The organism is Erythrobacter sp. CCH5-A1, from assembly GCF_001557115.1.
Classification (GTDB): Bacteria; Pseudomonadota; Alphaproteobacteria; order Sphingomonadales; family Sphingomonadaceae; genus Erythrobacter.
Window position 1 is genome coordinate 1 of the sequence record NZ_LSKQ01000271.1, and the last position, 23,272, is coordinate 23,272.

The 23,272-nt window shown below is 63.7% G+C and carries 21 protein-coding genes; 8 read left to right on the forward strand and 13 right to left on the reverse strand.

Annotation, left to right across the window (positions count from 1 at the left end):
• Positions 1-556, forward strand: a 556-nt coding sequence (locus AX708_RS16990) for a molybdenum cofactor guanylyltransferase (RefSeq protein ID WP_067490498.1), incomplete at its 5' end; no start/stop codon positions are given.
• Here AX708_RS16990 and AX708_RS16995 read toward each other — a convergent pair.
• The 11 genes from AX708_RS16995 to AX708_RS17045 are packed head-to-tail and all read right to left on the reverse strand — an operon-like array spanning position 525 to position 14,220.
• Positions 525-1,721, reverse strand: coding sequence for a molybdopterin molybdotransferase MoeA (locus tag AX708_RS16995; protein WP_066110990.1), 1,197 nt, complete (start codon positions 1,719-1,721; stop codon positions 525-527). The genes AX708_RS16990 and AX708_RS16995 overlap by 32 nt on opposite strands.
• Positions 1,718-2,254, reverse strand: a complete 537-nt coding sequence (locus tag AX708_RS17000) for a molybdenum cofactor synthesis domain-containing protein (RefSeq protein WP_066110991.1) — start codon at positions 2,252-2,254, stop codon at positions 1,718-1,720. The genes AX708_RS16995 and AX708_RS17000 overlap by 4 nt, the downstream gene beginning before the upstream one ends.
• A complete protein-coding gene (locus AX708_RS17005) occupies positions 2,241-2,720 on the reverse strand; it encodes a molybdenum cofactor biosynthesis protein MoaE (RefSeq protein WP_156441525.1) in 480 nt (159 codons plus the stop codon). Before AX708_RS17005 ends, AX708_RS17000 begins: the two co-directional genes overlap by 14 nt.
• Positions 2,721-2,722: 2 nt before the next feature.
• Positions 2,723-2,983, reverse strand: coding sequence for a MoaD/ThiS family protein (locus AX708_RS17010; protein WP_197425952.1), 261 nt, complete (start codon positions 2,981-2,983; stop codon positions 2,723-2,725).
• Positions 2,984-2,985: 2 nt separating this feature from the next.
• The gene (moaA, locus tag AX708_RS17015) at positions 2,986-3,990 is read right to left on the reverse strand and encodes a GTP 3',8-cyclase MoaA (RefSeq protein WP_231747034.1); all 1,005 of its coding nucleotides are present in this window, start codon (positions 3,988-3,990) and stop codon (positions 2,986-2,988) included.
• Entirely contained in the window at positions 3,987-4,799 is an 813-nt protein-coding gene (locus AX708_RS17020) for a peptidylprolyl isomerase (RefSeq protein WP_066111002.1), read from the reverse strand. Before AX708_RS17020 ends, moaA begins: the two co-directional genes overlap by 4 nt.
• Entirely contained in the window at positions 4,792-5,493 is a 702-nt protein-coding gene (gene narI, locus AX708_RS17025) for a respiratory nitrate reductase subunit gamma (protein WP_066111005.1), read from the reverse strand. Before narI ends, AX708_RS17020 begins: the two co-directional genes overlap by 8 nt.
• A 3-nt stretch (positions 5,494-5,496) precedes the next feature.
• The gene (narJ, locus tag AX708_RS17030; protein WP_066111007.1) at positions 5,497-6,213 is read right to left on the reverse strand and encodes a nitrate reductase molybdenum cofactor assembly chaperone; all 717 of its coding nucleotides are present in this window, start codon (positions 6,211-6,213) and stop codon (positions 5,497-5,499) included.
• On the reverse strand, positions 6,213-7,742 hold the full coding sequence (narH, locus tag AX708_RS17035; RefSeq protein WP_066111008.1) for a nitrate reductase subunit beta: 1,530 nt from the start codon (positions 7,740-7,742) through the stop codon (positions 6,213-6,215). The genes narJ and narH overlap by 1 nt, the downstream gene beginning before the upstream one ends.
• Positions 7,739-11,476: a nitrate reductase subunit alpha gene (locus AX708_RS17040; RefSeq protein ID WP_066111011.1), complete on the reverse strand. Its 3,738-nt coding sequence runs from the start codon at positions 11,474-11,476 to the stop codon at positions 7,739-7,741. Before AX708_RS17040 ends, narH begins: the two co-directional genes overlap by 4 nt.
• A complete protein-coding gene (locus AX708_RS17045; RefSeq protein WP_066111016.1) occupies positions 11,473-14,220 on the reverse strand; it encodes an MFS transporter in 2,748 nt (915 codons plus the stop codon). Before AX708_RS17045 ends, AX708_RS17040 begins: the two co-directional genes overlap by 4 nt.
• Positions 14,221-14,425: 205 nt before the next feature.
• On the opposite strand from AX708_RS17045, the gene AX708_RS17050 reads away from it, so the two are divergent.
• Together AX708_RS17050 and AX708_RS17055 are read left to right on the forward strand one after the other, a co-directional pair.
• Positions 14,426-15,127: a helix-turn-helix domain-containing protein gene (locus tag AX708_RS17050; RefSeq protein WP_082745474.1), complete on the forward strand. Its 702-nt coding sequence runs from the start codon at positions 14,426-14,428 to the stop codon at positions 15,125-15,127.
• A 12-nt stretch (positions 15,128-15,139) separates the two neighbouring features.
• Positions 15,140-15,760, forward strand: a complete 621-nt coding sequence (locus AX708_RS17055) for a GNAT family N-acetyltransferase (protein WP_066111017.1) — start codon at positions 15,140-15,142, stop codon at positions 15,758-15,760.
• Here AX708_RS17055 and AX708_RS17060 read toward each other — a convergent pair.
• Positions 15,750-16,976: an alginate export family protein gene (locus AX708_RS17060; RefSeq protein ID WP_066111018.1), complete on the reverse strand. Its 1,227-nt coding sequence runs from the start codon at positions 16,974-16,976 to the stop codon at positions 15,750-15,752. The two genes, AX708_RS17055 and AX708_RS17060, sit on opposite strands and share 11 nt — an antisense overlap.
• Positions 16,977-17,065: 89 nt before the next feature.
• Between AX708_RS17060 and AX708_RS17065 the strand changes: the two genes are divergently transcribed.
• Complete coding sequence (locus AX708_RS17065) at positions 17,066-17,530, forward strand: hypothetical protein (protein WP_066111050.1); 465 nt, start codon at positions 17,066-17,068, stop codon at positions 17,528-17,530.
• A 6-nt stretch (positions 17,531-17,536) separates the two neighbouring features.
• Here AX708_RS17065 and AX708_RS17070 read toward each other — a convergent pair whose 3' ends face one another.
• On the reverse strand, positions 17,537-18,316 hold the full coding sequence (locus AX708_RS17070; protein ID WP_197425953.1) for a helix-turn-helix domain-containing protein: 780 nt from the start codon (positions 18,314-18,316) through the stop codon (positions 17,537-17,539).
• Positions 18,317-18,413: 97 nt separating this feature from the next.
• Here AX708_RS17070 and AX708_RS17075 point away from each other — a divergent pair, with 97 nt between their 5' ends.
• The 4 genes from AX708_RS17075 to AX708_RS17090 all read left to right on the forward strand — a co-directional run bounded on the left by AX708_RS17075 (position 18,414) and on the right by AX708_RS17090 (position 22,803).
• On the forward strand, positions 18,414-18,734 hold the full coding sequence (locus AX708_RS17075; RefSeq protein ID WP_066111027.1) for a 2Fe-2S iron-sulfur cluster-binding protein: 321 nt from the start codon (positions 18,414-18,416) through the stop codon (positions 18,732-18,734).
• Positions 18,735-18,763: 29 nt separating this feature from the next.
• Positions 18,764-19,858: a ferritin-like domain-containing protein gene (locus tag AX708_RS17080; protein ID WP_066111030.1), complete on the forward strand. Its 1,095-nt coding sequence runs from the start codon at positions 18,764-18,766 to the stop codon at positions 19,856-19,858.
• A gap of 244 nt (positions 19,859-20,102) precedes the next feature.
• Entirely contained in the window at positions 20,103-22,085 is a 1,983-nt protein-coding gene (locus tag AX708_RS17085; protein WP_066111033.1) for a ribonucleoside triphosphate reductase, read from the forward strand.
• Positions 22,069-22,803, forward strand: coding sequence for an anaerobic ribonucleoside-triphosphate reductase activating protein (locus AX708_RS17090; RefSeq protein WP_066111038.1), 735 nt, complete (start codon positions 22,069-22,071; stop codon positions 22,801-22,803). The genes AX708_RS17085 and AX708_RS17090 overlap by 17 nt, the downstream gene beginning before the upstream one ends.
• Positions 22,804-23,272: the final 469 nt, after the last annotated feature.

Genomic DNA, 23,272 nt, shown 5'->3' on the forward strand with positions numbered 1-23,272 from the left:
ATGCAGTCCGATTGAGCTGCGCCTGCTCGGCGGGCAGCCGCTGCTGGCTTATGCAATCGCGAACGCCGCAGCTCAATCGGACTGCATGGCGGTGGCGGTGCGCGAAGCGGGCCAAATCGATGCGGGCGGGTTGCCGCTGCTGTGTGATGCCGTTACCGGACGCGGCCCGATCAGCGCGCTCGCCAGCGCCTTTGACTTTGCCGCCGCACAGAACCGACCCGAGGTGCTGCTGATCGGCTGCGACCAGCCCTTCCTGCCGCACGATCTTGCCACCAGGCTCGGCGCAGCGCTGGACGGGCACAAGGTCGCCATGCCGGTCAGCCGGGGTAAATTCCAACCACTCGCCGCGCTGTGGCGCGTGGATCAGATGGCGTTGGCCGATTACATAGCGCAAGGCGGCACCTCGCTGTGGCGCTTTGCTGCCGCGCAAGGCGTGGTGCACGTTGCATGGGCTGATGATGGCGCGTGCGATCCCTTCGCCAACATCAATGATCCTGCCGCGCTGTCCGAGGCTGAGGCGCATCTCAGCACCGCGGCTCGAACGCCAGCGCGCTGACCAGTGCACCGGCGACTTCGGCGGGGGCGTTGGGCGGGCGGCGGATCAGCCAGTCAGCCCTAGCCAGGGCCGCCTGCGCTCCGCTATCCTGATTGCTGATCGGGGAAAGGCCGACCTCCTCCCACACTGCGCGCACAAAAGTTTCACGCGGGCCATTATCCGCTATCGGCTCGGCCAGCGGCAGGTGCCGCCAGCGCAGCACATCGCTAGTGGGCTGGCCTTGCAGCGCGGCGAGCAAGGGCAGCAGAAACAACCGCGCCGTCACCATCGCCGAGGTCGGATTGCCCGGCAGGCCTAAAACCCATCTCCCCTGCGCCAGCCCCAGCCATACCGGCTTACCGGGCTTGATCGCGACCTTGGAAAACACCAGGTCGAGCCCGTGGCTGGCAAACATCGTCTTGGCAAAATCGCGCTCGCCGACCGAGGCGCCGCCGGTGACGATCACCAGCTCGGCCTGCGCAAGCACCGCCCCGGCGAGCTGCTCCAGTTCGGGCAGACTATCCGCGCCGATGGCCTGCCGCACAATCTGCGCCCCGGCCTGTTCGGCCATCGCCGCCACGCCGAAGGTGACGCTTTCGGGGATCGTATCGGCGCTCACATGCGCTTCGCCAGGAGCCGCAAGTTCATCGCCGGTGGCAATGATCGCCGCCCGTGGCCGCCGCGCCACGGCTATGCGCGCTCGGTCCGCCGCCGCCGCTGCAATCATTGCCCGGGCAGTGAGCCGCGTTCCGGCCTCCAGCAGCACTGCTCCGGCGGCGAAATCGCTGGCCGCCGCGCGCACGTGCCAGCCGGGGCCGTAACCTTCGGCAAACCGCACATTCTTGCCCTTGCGGGTGGCATATTCCTGCATGATGCAGCGATCCGCGCCGGCGGGCAGGCGCGCGCCGGTGAAGATCCGCACCGCCTCGCCTGCGCCAAGCGTGCCGGGAAAGGCGGCACCCGCCCTCGCCTCGCCGATCACCCTCAGCGGTTCTCCGGGGCGGGTCGCAGCGTGCAGCACCGCATAGCCATCCATCGCGGCGACGGCGACACGCGGGCCATCGCTGCGGGCGGTGAGCGGTTCTGCCAACACCCGCCCGGCTGCTCCGGCCAGCGGCACTTCCTCGGCCCCCAAGGCCGCAACCGAGGCTTCAAGCAGCGCCAGAGCCTCGTCGAAACTGATCACGCACACACATCCCTCAGACGTGGCAGCGCGCCCGCGATCGAACACGGCTTGTGGCGACTGTCGAATTCCAGCTCCAGCAGCCCGTCCCAGGCATCGCGGCATGCGCCGGTCGATCCCGGCACGCAGAAGATGAAGGCATCGCCCGCCTGCCCGGCAAAGGCCCGCGACTGCATCGAGGCAACCCCGACGCTGGTGAGGCTTTTCTGGTGAAAGGCGATGGAAAACCCGTCCATCTCGCGCCGCATCAGCGGTTTGACCGCTTCGGGCGTGTTGTCACGCGGGGAAAAGCCGGTGCCGCCGGTGGTGAGGATGATCTCGATCTCGGGCCGTGCCAGCCACGCCTGCAATTGCGCGCGGATCTCGGCGATCTCGTCACGCACGATGGCGCGGTCGTGCAGGTGGTGCCCGGCCTCTTGCAACCGCTCGCACAGCAGCGTGCCCGAGGTGTCGGTTTCAAGGCTGCGGGTGTCGGAAATGGTCAGCACCGCCATGCCCAGCGGATGGAACGTCAGGCTTTCGTCAATTCCCGGCATTTTCATTCACCTTCTCGCGCCAACGCAGCGCGTCTTCCCGATCCAGCGCGGTCGGCTCGATCCAAGTCGAGGTGCCATCATGCTCCTCGCGCTTCCAGAACACCGCCTCGGTCTTGAGCCGGTCCATGAGGTAGTCCGCCGCCTCGAAGGCCGCCCTGCGGTGGCGTGAAGCAGTGGCGACGAAAACGATGGGTTCGCCCGGCGCGATCAGACCCGCGCGGTGGATGACGATACTGGCGGTGATCGCGAACCGGCCATGCGCGTCGGCCGCGATCGCTTTCATCGATTGGAGGGTGACGCCGCGATAGCATTCCAGCACCAGCGAAGAGACCGCCGCACCATCCGCGCCCCGCCCCCGGGCCCGCCCGGTGAAGCTGACAACCGCGCCTTCATCCTCGAGCGCCGCGGAAAACGCGGCCAGCCGCAGCGACGGATCGAAGGGAGACTGCGCCAATTCGACCTGCATCGTCATCCTCCCGACACCGGCGGAAAGAGCGCGACCCGATCTCCGGGGCGCACCATCGCATCATTGGCGACGATGGTTTCATTGATGCAGGCCCTGATGCGGATGCGACGAAGCGCTTCGCCAAGTGCCGGGTAGGCGCTGGCCAGATCGTCCAGCATCGCAGTCACCGGCAGTCCGGTGTCCGGAACGGCGAGCCCCAGCACCGGCCCGCAGGCGTCGGCGAGGCGCCCGCACAGTTCGATGTCGAGTTGCGCTTGTTTCATGATCATCCTCCGATGGACGCGAGATGCGGAGTTGCGCCGCTGTTGCCCGAATGCAGCCGATGCGCGGGGGCCTTGGTGCCCACAACTGCGCGGATGCGGGTGATGAGAGGCGCGGGGTCATCAGCGGCGATGAGCGGGCGCAGATCGATCCCGCCATCGCCGAACAGGCACAGATGCAGCTTGCCATCCGACGACATGCGCAACCGGTTGCAGCTGGCGCAGAAATCCCGTGAATAGGGCGCGATGATGCCAATGCGTCCCTTGGCGTGGGGATGGCCGAGTTCCACCGCCGGCCCGGCGCCTGCCGCGCGCGACAGTCGCTTCCAGCCCGCAGCCTCCAGTCGATCGATCACGCTTTGCCCTGCCACATGGTGCCGGTCAAAGAAGGCGGTGTTGTCATTGGTGCGCATCACTTCGATGAAGCGCAGCGACAGATCGCGGGTAGTGACGAATTGGACCATCGCCGCGAGTTCATCATCATTGACCCCGCGCATCAGCACGGCGTTCAGCTTGATACTCTCAAACCCCGCATCCCGCGCTGCCTCGATCCCGCGCAGCACTTCGCCCAGGCGGTCATGTCCGGTGATCGCGGCAAAGCGCGCCGGATCGAGCGAATCGACGCTGATATTGATCGCATTCACCCCGCAATCGCGCCACGCCTGCGCCCGCTCGGCGAGGCGATAGCCATTGGTCGTCATCGCCACGCGGCGGATGCCGGGGATGCTGGCGACGGTGCGGGCGACATTCTCGAAATCGCGCCGCAACGTCGGCTCGCCCCCGGTCAGCCGCACCTTCCACAGGCCGAGCTGCGCGAAGCCGGTGACAGCGCGGCGGATTTCATCGACCGTCAGTTCGACGGGGCGCTGGCACGGCTTCTTGTAGCCATCGGGCAGGCAATAGGTGCAGCGGAAGTTGCACACCTCGGTCAGCGAAAGGCGCAGGTATTCGAACCGGCGACCGATCGCGTCAGACAGCGGCAGGACATCGGGGGAGCGAGGGATGGTCACTGCACCAACGGCCCGTCCGCAATCGGCAGGTCAACCCCTTCGATGGTGGTCTGGCTGGCGAGGATCGACAGGTATTGCGCCACGGCCTTGCGGGTTGTGGTTTCCTCCAGATAGTCGCGGATGGTCGCCTCCACGGCTTCGAACGGCAATTGCTGCCCCTCGGCCCGGCGTCTGGCGCGGATCACGTGCACGCCAAAGCGGGTGCGCACCGGCTCTGGGCACAGCTCGCCTTCGCCAAGGTCGAACAGCGCGGCTTCGAATTCGGCGACGGTCTGCCCCTTGCCGATCTGGCCGAGATTGCCGCCCTGTTCCTTAGACGGGCAGGCCGATTTGGCTCGCGCCAGCTCGCCGAAACAGGCCGGATCAGCTTGCAGCGTCCGGATCGCCATGCGCGCATCGCCGACCGCAAGGCTATAGGCGAATTCATCCGCCGGGTTGGCCGAGAACAGGATGTGCTCCGCCTCGACCAACGTTTCGGAGGCGAAGCGTTCGCGGTGGCGATCATAGAAGCGCCGTGCCTCGGCTGCGGTAGCCTCGGGCACGCGCACTTCGCTCTCCAGCAGCGCGTCGATCTTCGCATCATCGGGGGCGAGCGCGCGGCCCTGCGCGTCCTCGCGTTCGCCAGGATCGATCCCGAGCCGATCGGCTTCGGCTAGCAGCAATTGCCGGATGGCGAGCGCCTCGGCGGCTTCGGTCCACGCCGTGGCGGCATCAGGCGCGGGGTGGTTCTGCGCTTCGGCGGCGATGGCGGTGGCGAGGATTTCCACCCCGCCGACCCGCACTGCGGCCCGTTCGATCACCTCATCCATGGCTGAGGCTCCGGCGCGAACGCACGATCTGATAGCCGCCGCGCCACAGATAGCGCACCGGCGCGCTCAGCATGTGCACCAGCCGGGTGAAGGGGAACAGAATGAAGATCGTCAGGCCCAGAAAGATGTGAAGGCGGAAGATCCAGTGTGCCCCTTCCATAAAGAGCGATGCAGTGGGGTTGAAGGTGAAGATGCCGTTCGCCCACGCCATGAAGCGCACCATCTGTTCGCCGTCCATGTGACCGAGCGAAATCGGCACTGTCGCCAACCCGAGCGCAAGCTGAAGCCAGAGCAGCGCCAGAATGCCGGTGTCGGCGAACGTCGAATGGGCACGGACCCGCGCGTCGAACAGACGGCGGTGCAACAGCATGCTGGCTCCTATGAAGGAAAACAGCCCGGCAGTGCCGCCGCCATAGACCGCCAGCGCCTGCTTCCACTCGTGCTTCACTGCAAGAGAATCAAACACCCAGATCGGCACCAGCAGGCCGAAGATATGGCCGAACAGGACGAACAAGACGCCGACATGGAAAAGCACCGATCCCCACATCAGCTGCTTGCGGCGTAAGAGCTGGCTGGAGCCCGAACGCCAGCTGTAAGGTTCGCGGTCGAAACGGATGATCGAGCCGATCACCAGCACGGAGAGGGCAATGTAGGGATAGATGCCGAAAACCAGATGGTCGATATAGGTGTTCATGGCTCAGCTCCTCCTGGCTGACGTGGCGGGTTCGGCGTCCGGCAGGGGCGCGCGCATCCGGTCGAGGATGGCACTCACTTGCGGGCAGGCGGCGGTGGGATCGGGCGCGGCATCTGCGGTGAAGCGGATTTCCTCCTCCTCCCATTGGGCGTCGAGTTCCTCGAGGGTTTCGGGGTCTTCGGCGGGCGGCAGCGCGTTCGCCGCCGCTTCGTCCATTTCCAGCCCGGCAATCTCGCACAGCAGCGCGAACACCGGGGCATAATCCGAACCCTTGTCCGTCAGCCGCGCCGTTAGCGCGATCAGCACCACGCCGGGTTCGGCCAGCGTATCGCGGGCCAGTGCCTCGGGAAGGGTCGAACAATAGTCGAGGAACAGCGGCAGGTAGTCGGGCAGTTCGTTGCCCTCCGGCTCCAGCCCGGCATCGAGGTAACGGGCGCGCAGATCGACCATCGCCTGCCCCCGGTCGCGGCTTTCGCCGTGGACGTGTTCGAACAGGTGCAGACTATGCGCCCGCCCGCGGTCGAACAGATCCACATAGGCTTCCTGGAAGTCATAGATATCGGCGGTCGCGAGCCGGGTCAGCAGCGCTTCGCACGCAGCGACGGCGGTTTGCGGCAGGGCCGGATCACCCGTCAGCCGCTGGCGGATTTCGCCTGCCACCGCCTGCAATTCGCGCGAGGGATATTGCAGCAGCAGCGAGATCAGATGGAGCGCTTTCATCAGAACACCTCCGAAGGGGTCTGGAGTTTCTTGCGGGCCGGCGGGGCGCCGAACAGGTTGGTCTCGTTCGACCCGCCCGAGCAGCCATTGCCGAAGCTGAAGCCGCAGGAGCCGCGTTCCTCGAACATGTCCTCGGCATCCTCGCGGTGGCCGGTGGGGATCACGAAACGGTCTTCGTAATCGGCCAGCGCCATCACCTTGTACATCTCCTCGATCTGCGCGCCGGTGAGGCCGACCGCTTCGGCGATGCCTTCGTTGTGCACGCCCTCGATCGATTTCGACCGCATATAGCCGCGCATCGCCAGCATCCGTTCAAGGCACAGGGCGACCGGCTCCTCGTCGCCCGCAGTGAGCAGATTGGCGAGATACTTCAGCGGGATGCGAAGCGAGCGCACATCGGGCATGTTGTTGTTGACGCTGATCTGCCCGGCGCTGGCCGCGGCATTGATCGGCGAGAGCGGCGGCACATACCACACCATCGGCAGGGTGCGGTATTCGGGGTGGAGCGGGAAGGCGACCTTCCATTCCATCGCCATCTTCCACACTGGCGAATGACGCGCAGCCTCGAGCCAGGCTTCGGGCACGCCGTCCTTTCGCGCCTGTTCGATCACCGCCGGATCATTGGGATCAAGGAAGATGTCGAGCTGCGCCTGATACAGATCCTCGACATTTTCGGTGGATGCGGCTTCCTCGATGCGGTCGGCATCATAGAGCATCACGCCGAGATAGCGGATGCGCCCGACGCAGGTTTCGCTGCACACCGTCGGCTGGCCCGCTTCGATGCGCGGATAGCAGAAGATGCACTTTTCCGATTTGCCGGTTTTCCAGTTGTAATAAATCTTCTTGTAAGGGCAGCCCGACACGCACATGCGCCAGCCGCGGCAGGCCTCCTGATCGATCAGGACGATCCCGTCCTCTTCCCGCTTGTAGATCGCGCCGGACGGGCAGGCGGCGACGCAGGTCGGGTTAAGGCAATGTTCGCACAGCCTGGGCAAATACATCATGAAGGTGTTTTCGAACTGGCCGTAGATTTCCTTCTGCACCCCTTCGAAGTTGTAATCCTCCGACCGCTTGGCGAATTCCCCGCCGAGGATTTCCTCCCAGTTCGGCCCCCACTCGATCTTCTCCATCCGCTGGCCCGAAATCAGGCTGCGCGGACGGGCGGTGGGGAAGGCCTTGCTTTCGCCCGCTTTTTGCAGGTGAGCGTAATCGAAGGTGAAGGGTTCGTAGTAATCGTCGATCTCGGGCAGGTCGGGATTGGCGAAAATCTTCGCCAGCATCCGCCACTTGCCGCCCATCTTGGGCCGGATCGAGCCACCGGCGGTCCGCACCCAGCCGCCGTTCCAGCGTTTCTGGTTCTCCCAGTCCTTGGGATAGCCGATGCCGGGCTTGGTCTCGACATTGTTGAACCAGGCATATTCCATGCCTTCGCGGCTGGTCCACACGTTCTTGCACGTCACCGAGCAGGTGTGGCAGCCGATGCACTTGTCAAGGTTCAGGACCTTGCCGATCTGTGCGCGGATTTTCATGCTGCGGTCTCCCCTTCAGCGAGGGCCCCTTCGAGCCAGTCGACCTTTGTAAGCTTGCGGACGATCACATATTCGTCGCGGTTGGACCCGACGGTGCCGTAGTAGTTGAACCCGTAGGCGAGCTGGACATAGCCGCCGATCATGTGCGTGGGTTTCAGCACCGCGCGGGTGACGGAGTTGTGGATGCCCCCGCGCTGCCCGGTCAGCGGCGATCCGGGCATATTCGTGATCTTTTCCTGCGCGTGATACATGAACAGCGTGCCTTCCTTCATCCGCTGCGACACGACCACGCGGGCCACCAGCGCGCCGTTGGAATTGAAGGTTTCCACCCAGTCATTATCGACCAGGCCCGCCTTGGCGGCGTCCACTTCGCTCATCCACACGATCGGCCCGCCGCGTGACAGTGTCAGCATCAGCAGATTGTCGGTATAGGTCGAATGGATGCCCCATTTCTGGTGGGGGGTGATGAAGTTGAGGATCACGTGCGGCGCGTCCTTGGCTTCGTCCAGCATCGGTTTGACCGCCTTGGTATCGATGGGCGGGCGATAGACGCAGAAGCCTTCGCCAAAGGCGCGCATCCACTTGTGATCCTGATAGAGCTGCTGACGCCCGGTCAGCGTGCGCCACGGGATCAACTCGTGGACGTTGGTGTAACCCGCGTTATAACACACGTGCTCGCTTTCCAGCCCCGACCAGGTGGGCGAGGAGATGATCTTCCTCGGCTGGGCCTGAATGTCGCGGAAGCGAATTTTCTCCTCTTCCTTGGGCAGCGCCAGATGGGTGTGATCGAGCCCGGTCTTCCTGCCCAGATTGGCCCAGGCCTTGACCGCGACCTCGCCATTGGTTTCAGGCGCGAGCATCAGGATCATCTCAGCGGCATCGATCGCGGTTTCGATCTGCGCCAGGCCCTTGGTCGGGCCATCCTTCAGCACCGGGCCGTTGAGCTTGCGCAGCGCCTCGACCTCGTGATCGGTGTTCCAGCCGATCCCCTTGCCGCCATTTCCGAGCTTTTCCATCAGCGGGCCAAGCGCGGTGAAGCGGTTGTAGAGATTGGGATAATCCCGCTCGACCAGCGCGACGTTGGCCATGGTCTTGCCGGGGATCGGCTCGGCCTGACCCAGCCCCCAATCGGCCACGTCATAGGGCTGTGCGATCTCGTTCGGGCTGTCGTGCTGGATCGGGGTGAGCACCACGTCATGCTCGACGCCGAGCACTTCGGGCGCGACTTCGGAGAACCTCTTGGCGATCCCCTTGTAGATGTCCCAGTCGCTGCGCGATTCCCACACCGGGTCCACTGCCGCCGAGAGCGGGTGGATGAAGGGGTGCATGTCCGAGGTGTTGAGATCGTCCTTCTCGTACCAGCTCGCCGTCGGCAGGACGATGTCGGAATAGACGCAGGTGGTCGACATCCGGAAATCGAGCGTCACCAGCAGATCGAGCTTACCTTTGGGCGCATCATCGTGCCACTTCACTTCCTTGGGCTTGACCGCGCCGGTTTCGCCCAGGTCCTTACCCTGCACGCCGTGGGCGGTGCCGAGCAGGTGCTTGAGGAAATATTCGTGGCCCTTGCCCGACGAGCCGAGCAGGTTTGACCGCCACACAAACATGTTGCGCGGCCAGTTGGCCGGATCATCGGGATCAAAGCACGACATTTCCAGCGTGCCTGCCTTGAAGCCTTCGGCGACATATTCGCCCGCGGTCTTGCCGCTGGCCTTGATCGCCTTGCCCACTTCGAGCGGGTTGCTCTTCAACTGCGGCGCGCTCGGCAGCCAGCCCATGCGTTCGGCCCGCGCGTTGTAATCGATCAGGCTTGCGTCCCAGTCACCATCAGGCGCGGTGGGGGAGAGGATTTCCTCCACCGCCAGCGTCTCGTACCGCCACTGATCGGTGTGGGCGTAGAAGAAGCTCGTTGAATTCATGTGCCGCGGCGGGCGGTTCCAGTCGAGCGCGAAGGCGAGCGCGGTCCACCCGGTCTGCGGGCGCAGCTTTTCCTGCCCGACATAGTGCGACCAGCCGCCGCCCGATTGGCCCACACAGCCGCACATCACCAAGAGGTTGATGATGCCGCGGTAGTTCATGTCCATGTGATACCAGTGGTTGAGCCCCGCGCCCAGGATCACCATCGACTTGCCCTTGGTCACCTCGGCATTGGAGGCGAATTCGCGGGCCACGGTGATGATGTGATCAGCCGGCACCCCGGTGATCTTTTCCGCCCATGCCGGGGTGTAAGGCTCCATCGCGGCGTAATCGCGGGCGACATGCTCGCCGCCGAGGCCACGGTCGAGGCCGTAATTGGCGCAGAACAGATCGAACACGGTGGCGACGAAGGCCTTGCCGTCCTTCAATTGCACCTGCCGCACCGGGACGCGGCGCTTGAGCACGCTGGGGTGATCGGTGCCCTGGAAGTGATCGTGCTCAAGATTGCCGAAATAGGGGAACGCGACCTCGATCACCTCGTCATGCTGGCCATCAAGGATATTGGTCAGCCGCAGCCGGGTGGCATTGCCGCGACCGTCCTTTTCCTGAAGGTTCCACTTGCCTTCCTCGCCCCAACGGAACCCCGCCGAGCCCGACGGCACCACCACCTCGTCGGTCGCCTCGTCAATGGCGACGGTTTTCCAGTCGGGATTGTTGGCTTCGGCCAGCCCATCAAGGAAATCGGCGGCGCGCAGCAGGTTTTCAGGCACCCATGCACCGTCCTTTTCAACCAGCTTCACCAGCATCGGCATGTCGGAATATTTGCGGCAATAGTCCTCGAAATATTCGGCCTGCCGGTCGAGGTGATATTCGCGCAGGATCACATGGCCCATCGCCATCGCCAGCGCCGCATCGGTTCCCTGCTTGGGGTTGAGCCACAGATCGGCAAACTTGGTCGCCTCGGCGTAATCGGGGCTGACGACCGCGACCTTGGTGCCGCGATAGCGGGCCTCGGTCATGAAGTGCGCATCGGGGGTGCGGGTTTGCGGGACGTTCGAGCCCCACATCATCAGGAACCCGGCATTGTACCAGTCGGCGCTTTCGGGAACGTCGGTCTGTTCGCCCCAGGTCTGCGGGCTGGAGGGCGGCAGGTCGCAATACCAGTCGTAGAAACTCATGCAGGTGCCGCCAAGCAGCGAGAGATAGCGCGATCCGGCCGCATAGCTCACCATCGACATCGCCGGGATGGGCGAAAAGCCAATGATCCGGTCAGGGCCGTAAGTCTTGGCGGTGTAGGCATTGGCAGCCGCGATGATCTCGTTCACCTCGTCCCACGTCGAACGCACCATGCCGCCGTGGCCGCGGATCGCGGTATAGCTCTTGCGCTTGGCCTGATCCTCGACGATCGAGGCCCAGGCAGCGACCGGCGTGCGCAGCACGCGCGCTTCACGCCACAGCTTGAGCAGGCGCGAACGCACCATCGGATATTTCAGGCGCTGGGCCGAATAGATGTACCAGCTGTAGCTCGCCCCGCGCGGGCATCCGCGCGGCTCGTGGTTGGGCAGATCGGGCCGGGTGCGGGGATAATCAGTCTGCTGGGTTTCCCAGGTGATGATCCCGCCCTTGACGTAGATCTTCCAGCTGCACGAACCGGTGCAGTTCACCCCGTGTGTGCTGCGCACGATCTTGTCGTGCTGCCAGCGCTTGCGATAGCTGTCCTCCCAGTCGCGGTTCTGGTTGGTGGTGACGCCGTGCCCGCCGGCGAAGGCCTGCTTGGGCTGGCGGAAGAAGGTCAGGCGGTCGAGAAGCTGGCTCATGCAGCGGCTCCTTTCAGGGGTGCAGGTTGGACGGCGGGAGCAGGCGTGCGCCCGCGTTCGATATCGTGCAGCAGGCCGCCGCGGCGGGTGTAGACGAACCACGTCAGCGCGGCGCAACTGGCGTAGAAGATCAGGAAGCCCCACAAGGCCGCCATCGGCGATCCGGTTGCGGCAATCGCGCTGCCGAAGCTCTTGGGGATGAAGAAGGCGCCGTAGGCCGCAATCGCCGAGGTGAAGCCGACGATCGCCGCCGATTCCTTCTCCGCCTGCCGCAGCGCGGCATCAGGCGCGAGTTCCGGCATCAGGCGCGGAACTTCCTGCCGCATGATGTTGGGGATCATCTGGAAGGTCGAAGCATTGCCCACTCCCGTCATGAAGAACATGAAGATGAACATGCCCAGGAAGCCCCACCAGCTAGCGGCCTGGATAAAATACATGACCCCGAACACGCCCAGCATCATCAGCACGAAAACCCAGAAGGTGACCCGCGCCCCGCCCCACTTGTCCGACACCCAGCCGGTCGCCGCCCGGCTCAGCGCGCCGACGAGCGGGCCGAGGAACACGAATTGCAGCACGTCGACTTGCGGAAACTGCTGTTTGGCGAGCAGCGGCAGGCCAGCCGAAAAGCCGATGAAGCTGCCGAAGGTGCCGGTATAAAGCCAGCACATCAGCCAGTTATGCTTGCGCTGGAAGATCACCGCCTGCTCGGCGAAGCTGGCTTTGGCATCGGCGATGTCGTTCATCCCGAACCATGCCAGCAGGCTGCTGGCGATGATGAAGGGCACCCACACGAACCCGGCGTTCTGCAGCCACAGCTGGCCGCCATCCGCCGTCTGCTGTGCAGCCCCGCCGAGCGCGCCGAACACACCTGCAGTGATGATCAGTGGCACGGCGAACTGCATCACCGACACCCCGAGGTTGCCGAGGCCAGCATTCAGCGCCATCGCGTTGCCCTTGCGCGCCTTGGGGAAGAAGAAGCTGATGTTCGACATCGACGAGGCGAAATTGCCCCCGCCAAACCCACACAGCAGCGCCAGCACCAGGAAAATGATGTAGGGCGTATCCGGGTTCTGAACGGCATAGCCGATGCCGAAAGCAGGGATCAGCAGGGATGCGGTGGAGAGAGTGGTCCACAGCCGCCCGCCAAAGATCGGCACCATGAAGCTGTAGAAAATGCGGAAGGTGGCCCCCGAAAGGCCCGGCAAGGCCGCCAGCCAGAACAGCTGATCGGTGGTATAGTCGAACCCGACCTGCGGAAGCTTCGCAACCACCACCGACCACACCATCCACACCGCAAAGGCGAGCAGCAGCGCGGGGATCGAGATATACAGATTGCGCCGGGCGATGCGTTCGCCCTGCGCCTGCCAGAAGGCGGGGTCTTCGGGCTTCCACTCGGCCAGCACCTTGCTCGGCTGGGCGGCAGCGTGGCGGGTTTCGTCGTGCAGGCCCGCCATTTCCGGGAATTGCGGCAGGCTGCGCGCGTCGATCCCGCTCGCCTTCTGCTCCATCTGGCGGATGGCAATGTGCATCCATGCCAGCGCCACGCCAACCAGCGCGAACAGCACCATGAAGCAGCTGGTCCAGATGCCGGTAAGGTCGCTCACCGCGCCGAACACGATCGGCAGCACGAATCCGCCAAGCCCACCGACCAGGCCCACCAGCCCGCCGACCGCACCGACATGGTTGGGGTAATAGACCGGAATGTGCTTGAATACCGCCGCCTTGCCCAGCGACATGAAGAAGCCGAGCACGAACACCGTGATCACGAAGGGCACCAAACCCATCGAGGTCGAAAACGCGATGTCGCCTTCAATCCCATGGATCACGTAATCAGTCGCCGGGTAGGACAGCATGAACAGGCAGACGAGCGACACGCCAAAGGTCGCATACATGATACGGCGCGCGCCATACTTGTCCGACAGCATCCCGCCATAGGCGCGGAACAGGCTGGCCGAGAGCGAGAAGGTGGCAGCCAGCATGCCTGCCACTTTCACATCGACGCCGTAAAGCCCGACCATGTATTGCGGCAGCCACAGCGCCAGAGCGACGAAGGCCCCGAATACGAAAAAATAATACAGCGAGAAACGCCACACCTGCTCGTTGCGCAGCGGTTCGAACTGGTCTTTCAGGCTGCGTGGCGCAATCCCGCCGGCCTTGCGCGCGGCATATTCGGGATCGTCCTTGGCAAGGAGATAGAACAAAACGGCGACCACTGCGAGCACGCCGGCCCAAACCTGCGCCACACCCTGCCAGCCGATCGCCACCATTACCCATGGGGCAAGAAACTTGGTCACCGCCGCGCCGACATTGCCCATTCCGAAAAAGCCCAGCGCAGAGCCCTGCTTCTCGAGCGGATAGAACTTGGAGACATAGGCCACGCCCACCGCAAATCCGCCGCCCGCCAGCCCGAGACCGAGCGCGGCCAGCAGCATCAGGTAGTAGTTGTCGCTATAGGACAGCAGGAAAGTCGATGCTGCCGAAGCCAGCATGGTCAGCGGAAAGACGATCCGCCCGCCAAACTGGTCGGTCCAGATGCCGAGCATCAGCCGCACCAGCGATCCTGTGAGGATCGGGGTGCCGATCAGCAGCCCGAACTGGGTGTCGTTGAGGCCGAGTTCCGCCTTGATCTCGATCCCGATGATCGCGAAGATCGTCCACACCGCAAAACAGATGGTGAAGGCAAAGGTGCTCAGCCCCAGCGCGAGGCCTTGTTCACTCTGCGTTGCTGTAACGCCCGGTCCCATGTGCAACTCCCGTTCCGATCCCAAAGTCCGGGTTGCTGGTGCAGGGTCTCATGCGCTGACTGTTTGACCAAGATCAAAAGCGCGCTGGGACTACGGGCAAAATCGTTTCGGCCTGATCGATGCCGTGAGCAGCGCCGATCAATGTCAAGTCAGTGATTGATGTGTATCAATTCATTCACTAGCCTAGCCGCTTAACCAGACGGTCATGAGCCTTATGAGAATCGGCGAGAAGCCAGAGATTGCCCGCCTTCCGCTATTCCGCGACATGGATGACGCCATGCGCGAGCGCGTGCTGTCGGGATCGTTCCTGCAGGTCTTCCCGCCGCAGCTGACCCTGTTTGAACGCGGACAGCAGGCCGATTTCCTGCACGTGCTGGTGGATGGTCTGGTGGAACTTTATGTTTCTGGCACCGGACGCGACACCACGATGAAAATCGTCGAGCCGGTGACCAGCTTCATCCTCGCCGCGGTGATGACCGATCTGCCCTATCTGATGTCGGCGCGCACGCTGACCTCTTCGCGGGTGTTGCTGGTGCCGGCAGCTTTGATGCGCGAGGTCATCCGCAAGGATACCGCGCTGATGCAGGCGACGATGCATGAACTGGCGCTGGGCTACCGCGACATGGTGCGCGCGCTCACCGACATGAAGCTGCGCCAGTCAGCCGAGCGGCTCGCCAACCATCTGCTCGAATTCAGCGCCCAGCGCGGCAACGCCTGGGACTTCGAACTGAGTGGCGAAAAGCGCGTGCTCGCCTCGCTGCTGGGGATGACGCCCGAAAACCTCAGCCGCGCCTTTGGCACGCTGAAGGAACAAGGGGTCAGCGTGAACGGCGCGCGGGTGCGGATCGAAGATCGCGCCGCGCTGGCCGCCTTTGCCCGGCCCGATCCGGTGCCGGCTGACCGCTGAGCCGCGCCCGGAATGAGCGCGCCGCCCGAAACCCGGCTTGCTGTCAGCGCCAAGGAGGCGGCTCGTATCCGCACAGCGGTGCGCATGGCGGATGTGTCGTTGCTCGGCCCCGGCTACCGCATCGCCGACGAGTGCGATGTGCCCGCGCTGATCGACCTGCTGTCCGATCCGCGCGTGTCCGATCCGATCTATGATCTGCCGCGCCCCTTCACGCCCGAAAATATTGCCAGATGGGTCCGCGAGGCACGCGACCGCCAGCACGGCGGCGAGGCGGTGCTGGCCGTGCTCCCCGGTGACGGCGGCGGCATCGCCAGCTATTCCTATTTCACCATCTGGCCCGAGCATTCCGCCGCCGAGATCGGCGGAGCCTATCGCGCCGCTGCCCAGAGCCGCGGCACCGGCAAGGCTGGCGCGGCGCGCAGTTTCGGGTGGATGTTCGATCACCTCGGCGTGCAGCTGATCGGCCTGACCGCCGCGCTCGACAATCATCGCTCGGCCCGCGTGATCGAGGCGGCCGGCTTCCGCTTCATTGGTGAGCGCGACAGCATCCGCCCGGATGGCAGCCTGCGCCGCTCACGCTACTGGGAACTCACTCGCGAGGAATGGCACCGGCTGCAAGCCCTCAGAAGCTGAATTGCAGCGACAGCCAGCCCTTGGTGGTATCGGCACCAAAGCCGTCTGCCGCGTAGTGCGCAAACTTGCCGAGCAGAACGAGATTGGTGCGGATCGGGTAGACCGCCAGCAGATCAAGCTCCTGCCCGTAAGCCGCATCGCGCCGCGTCGCGGCAAAATCATGCACGATCGCACGCAGGGTTAGGCCCTTCAAAGCGCCGCCTGCAAACTTGTAGCCGACCTCGCCATACAGATCGCGCAGGCCATCCGGCGGGGTGACGAGGAACTTGTCGGCCCAGCCGTTGAAGGCGTGGAGCGTCGCCAGCGGGGTCTGCAAGGCCGCCGCGCCATTGCCCTCCAGCCGCTCCAGCCCCGCCTTCACCGCCCAACCGCCGAATGCCACGCCCGGCTCGATCAGCAGGTAATCGAGCGCGAAATTGGCGGGATTGGCCGCATGATCGGATTGCCGTGCATATTCGGCGGCGTAGAGCAGCTTTGCGCCCTTGGCCAAGGGTTGATCGCCGATCAGCCGCACCCCCATGGTGCGAGACGAACTGCCGGGGTGCGACGGAATGTCGAGCCAGAAGCCATAGGCCGACACCGTGCCGATCGGGCTGCCCGAATAGGCGATCCGCGCTGCATTGATATCGGTATCGCGGAACACCCCTTGCGGCGAATCCTCGCCGAAGATCCGGTCGACCCGCCAGGCGTTGAAATAGTCGATCGCCACGCCCTTGGCCGGGCGCAGTGTCACTTGCGCCAGATCCAGCGTCTGGTCGTTCTGGCGCCAATCGACCGAGCCGATCCAGCGCTGGTTATCGAGATTGACCGCCCGCCGCCCCGCAGCGAGCTCGACGGCGGCATGGGGCTTCCACCGGACAAATGCCTGATTGAGCTGCACCGATTCCGGGTCCGCCACCACCGGGAATGCGGCCTTGCCGTTGACCGTGTCATTGAAATCTTCCGGCCCCAACCAAACGATCCCCTCGCCTTCGACCTGCAGGCTGAAGCCGTGCCAGTCGCCCAGCCTGAACCCGGCCCGGATTCGCAGTGTCGAAGCGGCGGCATCTTCCGGCAACCCGTCCTGATCGACCACTTCGATCCGGTATCGCAGATCGCCATAGGGATCGAGGGTGACGGCATCGGCTTCAGGCGGCGGCGCGGTTTCGGCTTGCGCGGCAACCGGCAGCGCCAGAGTGACGATGAGGGCGAGCAGGGGGAGCGATGCTTGATTCATGCTGCGTGAAATACCCCTGCGTCCGCCAGCGTAATTGATCTGCATCAAGGATGGCGCGGCACAGGGCCGCTAGATCATCAGGTATGGACATCGACTGGTTCACTCTCGCCCGCGTGGCGCATGTCGCTTCGGTGGTTGGCTGGATCGGCGGGGTGTGGTTTGTCACATTCGTGGTGATGCCCGCCATCGCCCACAGCGAAGCGCCCGCAGCGCGCCTCGCCGCCTTCCACCGGATCGAGCAGGGCTTTGCCCCGCAAGCCCAATTCTGGGTGCTGCTGGCAGGGGCCTCTGGGCTGTGGATGACGTGGGAGGCGGACCTGTGGTGGCGCTTTGCCGATCCGGCGCTGTGGTGGATGCACGCGATGGTTGCGCTGTGGCTGGTGTTTGCGCTGATGCTGTTCGTGGCCGAGCCGCTGGTGCTGCACCATCGCATGGCCCATTCGCCCGATCCGGCGGCCGATTGGCAGCGGATGGTGTGGGTGCACCGGGTGCTTTCAGTCGCTGCGCTGATCACGACGCTCGGCGCGATGGCCGGGGCGCACGGGCTGATCTAGGCGCGCTCAGGAAGGCGCAAATGCTGGTTCGGCAGGCTGTATAGCCGTGACAGCTTGGCGCGGTTCGACATTTCCCGCCTGCTCGGCCAGCCGCGCCAGATCATGGAGGATGATGCAGGATCGCCCGCGGGTGTCGATGATCCCGTCCTCTTTCAAATCGGTCAACTGGCGGCTGACGGTTTCGATGGTCAGGCCGATGCTCTCCCCGATATCGCGGCGCGTCATCGGCAGATCGATGCAGCCGGGCTCGCCATCGGGGCATTCGAGCCGCTCTGCCATGCCCAGCAGAAAGCCCGCGAGCCGTTCACGCGCGGTCTTGCGACCGAGGTTTACGGCCTTGTCTCGGCAGCGGAACAGAGCGGTCTGGGTGCGTTCGAGCAGCGTCCGCATCACCCGCGGGCTGGCCGCCGCGCGGGTATAGAAGGCCGCTGCCGGAAACAGCGTCAGCGCACTGTCGCACAGTCCGGTGACCACATGACGATGCAGCCCTACTGGCGGGACCGAGAAGATATCGCCGCCAAAGTGGAACGCGACGATCTGGTGCCGCCCGCGTGATGCCAGCGCGCTCAGCTTGGTCGCGCCTTCGGTCAGAAAAACCAGCGTGGCGGCATCGGGATCGGTTTCGACTGTCTGCCCGCGGGTGATCTGCACCTGCGTGGCCAGTTCGCCCAGCTTGCGGGCAAGCTCGCTCCCCGGCTCGATCCCGAAAGTGGCACGCAGGAACAGGTTATACGAGCCGGGATTGGCCATGGCAGCCTCGCGCAGAGATTTCGATGGTCGCCCCATGCCCGCTGAGCGCGAAGGTTGCCTTGACATATATCAATGACCGAGCGGCCTCGGCTTGCTTACACGAGTGTCAGCAGCAAGCGGAGTTTCATCACCAATGCCGATGATTACCTATGTCGAACACAATGGAACGCCGCACACAGTCGCCAGCCCCGACGGCATCAGCCTGATGGAGGCCGCCACCATGCACAAGGTTCCGGGGATCGAGGGTGATTGCGGCGGCTTTTGCGCCTGCGGCACCTGCCATTGCTACATCGCGGCAGAGGACGCTGCGCGCCTGCCCGCCATGCACGAGCTGGAACGCGCCACACTCGATTTTGCCTATGACGTCGACAGCCGCAGCCGCTTGTCGTGCCAGATCCCGGTCACCCCCGCGCTCGACGGCATCATCGTCCAATTGCCCGCGCGCCAATATTGAACACCCGGACACCATAAAGGGAGAGAGCGATGGAACTGGTCAAGGAACGCGAACCGGCAGACACCCTGCCACACTGGCTCAAGGGCAAGGCGCCCGACGACATCTATCGCAGCCCGCTCGAAATCGCCTGGACCTTCGATTACCTGATGTCGGGCGACAAGATCGAGGATCTCTACCGCCGCGCCAAGCAGGACCAGTGGAACAGCGACGAGCGCCTGCCGTGGGACATGGCGGTCGATCCGTCGAAGCCGCTAATCAATGACGAGCAGGACATCTATCACCGGATGCCGTTCTTCCGGAAGCTGTCGAAGTCGCAGCAGGAACGCTTCACCGCCCATTCGACCGCGCAGATGCTGTCGCAATTCCTGCACGGCGAACAGGGCGCGCTGATGACAGCGGCCTGCGTCACGCACTCGGTTCCTGATGCCACCGCTAAGCTCTATGCCGCGACCCAGACGATGGACGAGGCCCGCCATGTCGAGGTGTTCGCCCGTTACTGCGACAAGGTGGCGATGGTCTATCCTATGTCGGGCTGGCTCAAGCAGCTGATCGACGCGACACTGAAGGCCGATCGTTACGAGAAGATCATGATCGGCATGAACATGATCGTCGAGGGCCTCGCGCTGGGCGCCTTCAACAACATGTACCGTTCGACCCAGTGCGAGTTGCTCAAGCAGCTGACCTTCAACGTGATGCGCGACGAATCCCGTCATGTGTCGTTCGGCCATGCCTATCTCGCTCCGGTGATCGGCGCACTGGCCGAAGACGAGGTGGAAGACCTTGCCGATTTCGCCTTCGAGGCGGTGAAGATCCTCGCCTTTGCCGGGACCGCGGGCACCATCGCCAGCCGGGTCGATCCCGGCTTCATGCTGGTGCTAGAGAACTGCGAGATTGACGCGGATGATTTCTTCGCCGGCTTGAAGGAGGCCGAGCAGCTCGGCATCACGCGGCAATTGCCGCCGGGGCAGATCCATTCGCTCGAACACCTGATGCTGCCCGCGCTGGCCCGCGTCGGCTTGATCACGCCGCGGGTGCGTGCGCGGTACGAAGAGGTCGGCATTCCGCTGACCGACGACCCGCGCATCCTCCACGCGATGGAAGGCGGCCACCCGGTCGCTGCCTGACACGCAAAGCTCCGTTCACTCCCGTCCCTCCCGAAGGAGTGACCTTTCCGCCTCCTGGCCCTTGGGTCAGGGGGCGGCCTTGTATGTTGTGCAAAGGTCGCCGCGTCGTAGGAAAAATCGCGTCACGGGTAACCCGATTGATGAATGTCAATCCATATCCCTGACGCCGCTCTAGAAGGGTTCACCACTAGATGATGTGGTCCATCTACCAATCATGCCACAAAATGTTCGGGAGTAACTTGCCATGCCGTCCACTGCCGTTGCTGATCACATCGCCGCTCTGCGAACCGCGCCTTCCTCCGGCCGCAGCATCGATTGCGGTGCCACAATCGATGAATATATCTCTGGCGCAGACTGGCGGATCAAGGCCAACGCCAATGTCGGCTATTCGCACGCTGGCCTCGTCAGTAATGTCGCGGGCAAGGTCATCGCCAACTACTGGCTAGATCAGGTTTATGCACCCGAAGAAGGCCTCGCCCACCGTCAGGGTGACATCCATATCCACGATCTGGACAGCCTCACCGGCTATTGCGCTGGCTGGTCGCTGAGAGCGCTGCTCAATGACGGGTTCAACGGGGTGGCAGGCCGGGTGTCCTCGCGCCCGCCGCGCCATTTCCGCGAGGCGCTGGGGCAGATGGCCAATTTCCTCGGCATCCTGCAATCCGAATGGGCCGGCGCGCAGGCTTTCTCCAGCTTCGACACCTATCTGGCGCCCTATGTTTTCCGCGATAATCTGAGTTTTGCCGAGATCAAGAAAGCGATCCGCCAGTTCGTCTACAACCTCAACGTGCCGGCGCGCTGGGGACAGTCGCCGTTCACCAACATCACGCTCGACATCACCGTGCCCGAAGACCTGCGCGATCTCTACCCGACCGCGCACGATCGTCACCTGTTTTCGGGGCTGGACGACACTGCCCTGCTCGACCGCGCCCGCCAGCGCGATCTCGGGCTGCGCAGTCTGGAAGACCTAACCTTTGCTCATTTCGCCCCCGAGATGGAGCAGATTGTGATCGCCTATTACGAGATCATGACCGAAGGCGATGCCACCGGCCAGCCCTTCACCTTCCCGATCCCCACTGTCAACATCACCGAGGATTTCGACTGGGACAGCCGTGTGGCCAGCGCGATCTTCGACAATGCCGCCAAGGTCGGATCGTCATACTTCCAGAACTTCATCGGCAGCCAGTATCTGCGTGATCCGGTCACCGGCGAGCGGCGTCCCAATCCCGAAGCCTATGCGCCGGGCGCGGTGCGTTCGATGTGCTGCCGCTTGCAGCTTGACCTGCGCGAATTGCTCAAGCGCGGCAACGGACTGTTCGGTTCTGCCGAGATGACCGGATCGCTGGGTGTGGTGACCATTAACATGGCGGCGCTTGGCTATCGCTTCAAAGGCAACATTGGTGGGCTGATGGCCGAACTCGACCGGCTGATGGACATCGCCAGTTCCACCCTGGAGAAGAAGCGCGCTTTCGTTCAGGGCCTGTATGATCGTGGGCTCTATCCCTATACCGCGCGCTACCTGCCGTTCTTGCGCAACCATTTCTCGACCATCGGGGTCAATGGCATGAACGAGATGGTGCGCAACTTCACCGGCGATGACGCCGATCTCACCGTGCCTAACGGCATCGAAATGGCGCTCGCAATTCTCGATCATATGCGCGGGCGCCTCGTCGGTTATCAGCAGCAGACCGGCAACCTCTACAACCTCGAAGCCACACCGGCAGAAGGCACCACCTACCGGTTTGCCAAGGAAGACCGCAAACGCTTTCCCGACATACTGCAAGCGGGAGGCGGCGAGAATATCTACTACACCAACAGCTCGCAAATTCCGGTCGATCATACCGAGGATCCGTTCGAAGCGCTGGAATTGCAGAACGATCTGCAATGCAAATACACCGGCGGCACGGTTCTGCACCTCTACATGAGCGAGAAGCTGTCGAGCGCCAATGCGGCGCGCGGGTTCCTGCGGACCGTATTGACCCGCTATCGCCTGCCATATGTCACGCTGACCCCGGTGTTTTCGGTTTGCGACACCCACGGCTATCTAGCGGGCGAGCAGCCCGAATGCCCTCAATGCGGCAAGCACACGAAGGTCTGGACGCGGGTGATGGGCTATTTCCGACCGGTCGACAGCTTCAACAAGGGCAAGGTCGGCGAACATCGCCAGCGCCGTCACTTTACCGAGGATGCGGCGATGATGGAGGACCTGTTTGGTCACGCTGGCTGAACGCGACGGGCCGGAGCGCAAGCGATCCCGGATGACGCACCCGTTCCATGCGATCACGCCCTTCACCTTGCTCGATTTTCCCGATCGCAGCGCCTGCATACTGTGGGTAGCGGGATGCAACATGCGCTGCGGTTACTGCCACAACCCGGAAATTGTGCTGGGCAAGGGAGAGCTGAGTGAGGGCGATGCACTGGCGTTCCTCCGGAGACGGCAGGGGCTTCTGGAGGGGGTGGTGCTGTCGGGCGGCGAGGCGACCACCTGGCCCGGTCTGGGCGACTTTGCGGCCCAAGTGAAAGCGATGGGATTTGCGGTCAAGCTTGATACTAACGGGTTGCGCCCCGATGTAGTCGCGCAGATGCTGGATCGCATGCTGATCGATCATGTCGCACTCGACTACAAGGCACCACCGGAACGGTTCCGTGCTGTCACCGGCACTGTCGCCTTCCCCCGCTTCGCCCGCACGCTCGATCTGCTGTGCCGACAGGATCGCGTTACGTTCGAAGTGCGTACTACCGTCCACGACGCGCTGCTGAACGAAGGTGACGTACTGGCGATCGCAACTGATCTCGAGCGGCGCGGCTATCGTGGGAGGCTGGCGGTGCAGCAAGCCGTTGTCGAACCTGATCGCCCGCTGCTGGGCTCGCTGACGCCTCCAGGTCGTAAGCTTGATCGGCAGTGGCTCGCAGCGCAGACAAGTCTGGCGCTGGACTTCCGATAGGATTGCTCAGTCACCCTGCCGCCGAAACACTCTCGTGCCATCCGTGAATCGAACAGCTTAGGTTCAAAGCCGGACACATTGCGCCGACCCTGCCCCACCACTGTGGTGAACACACCCTGAACCTTTGCGACTCGTTCAGGAAGCCCTTCGAAAAGGAGCGGCTCTCGGAGTCGCGCCTCCCGACGGCCGAATCTGGAAGAGTGCCTGTGTTTCCGCTTAGACCTTGCCGAGGCCTGCTCTGCATTCTAAACCATCGGTGACGGGGCGAAGCAACCTCCCGTTCAGGCCGAGAAAAGCCCAAGCGTTGCCTCGTAGCCTTGCCGTTGTTGGCAAGGTCTTTTGTGCGAGGTCATCTTGGCGTCATCGGCTCTCACCCATTCCGTCGCTTTTGTCGATCTGCTGCGGGCGTTCACCGTAAGACCGTATGTCCGCCTCGGTGTTTGAGGTGGCTCGCCCTACACTGTGTTTC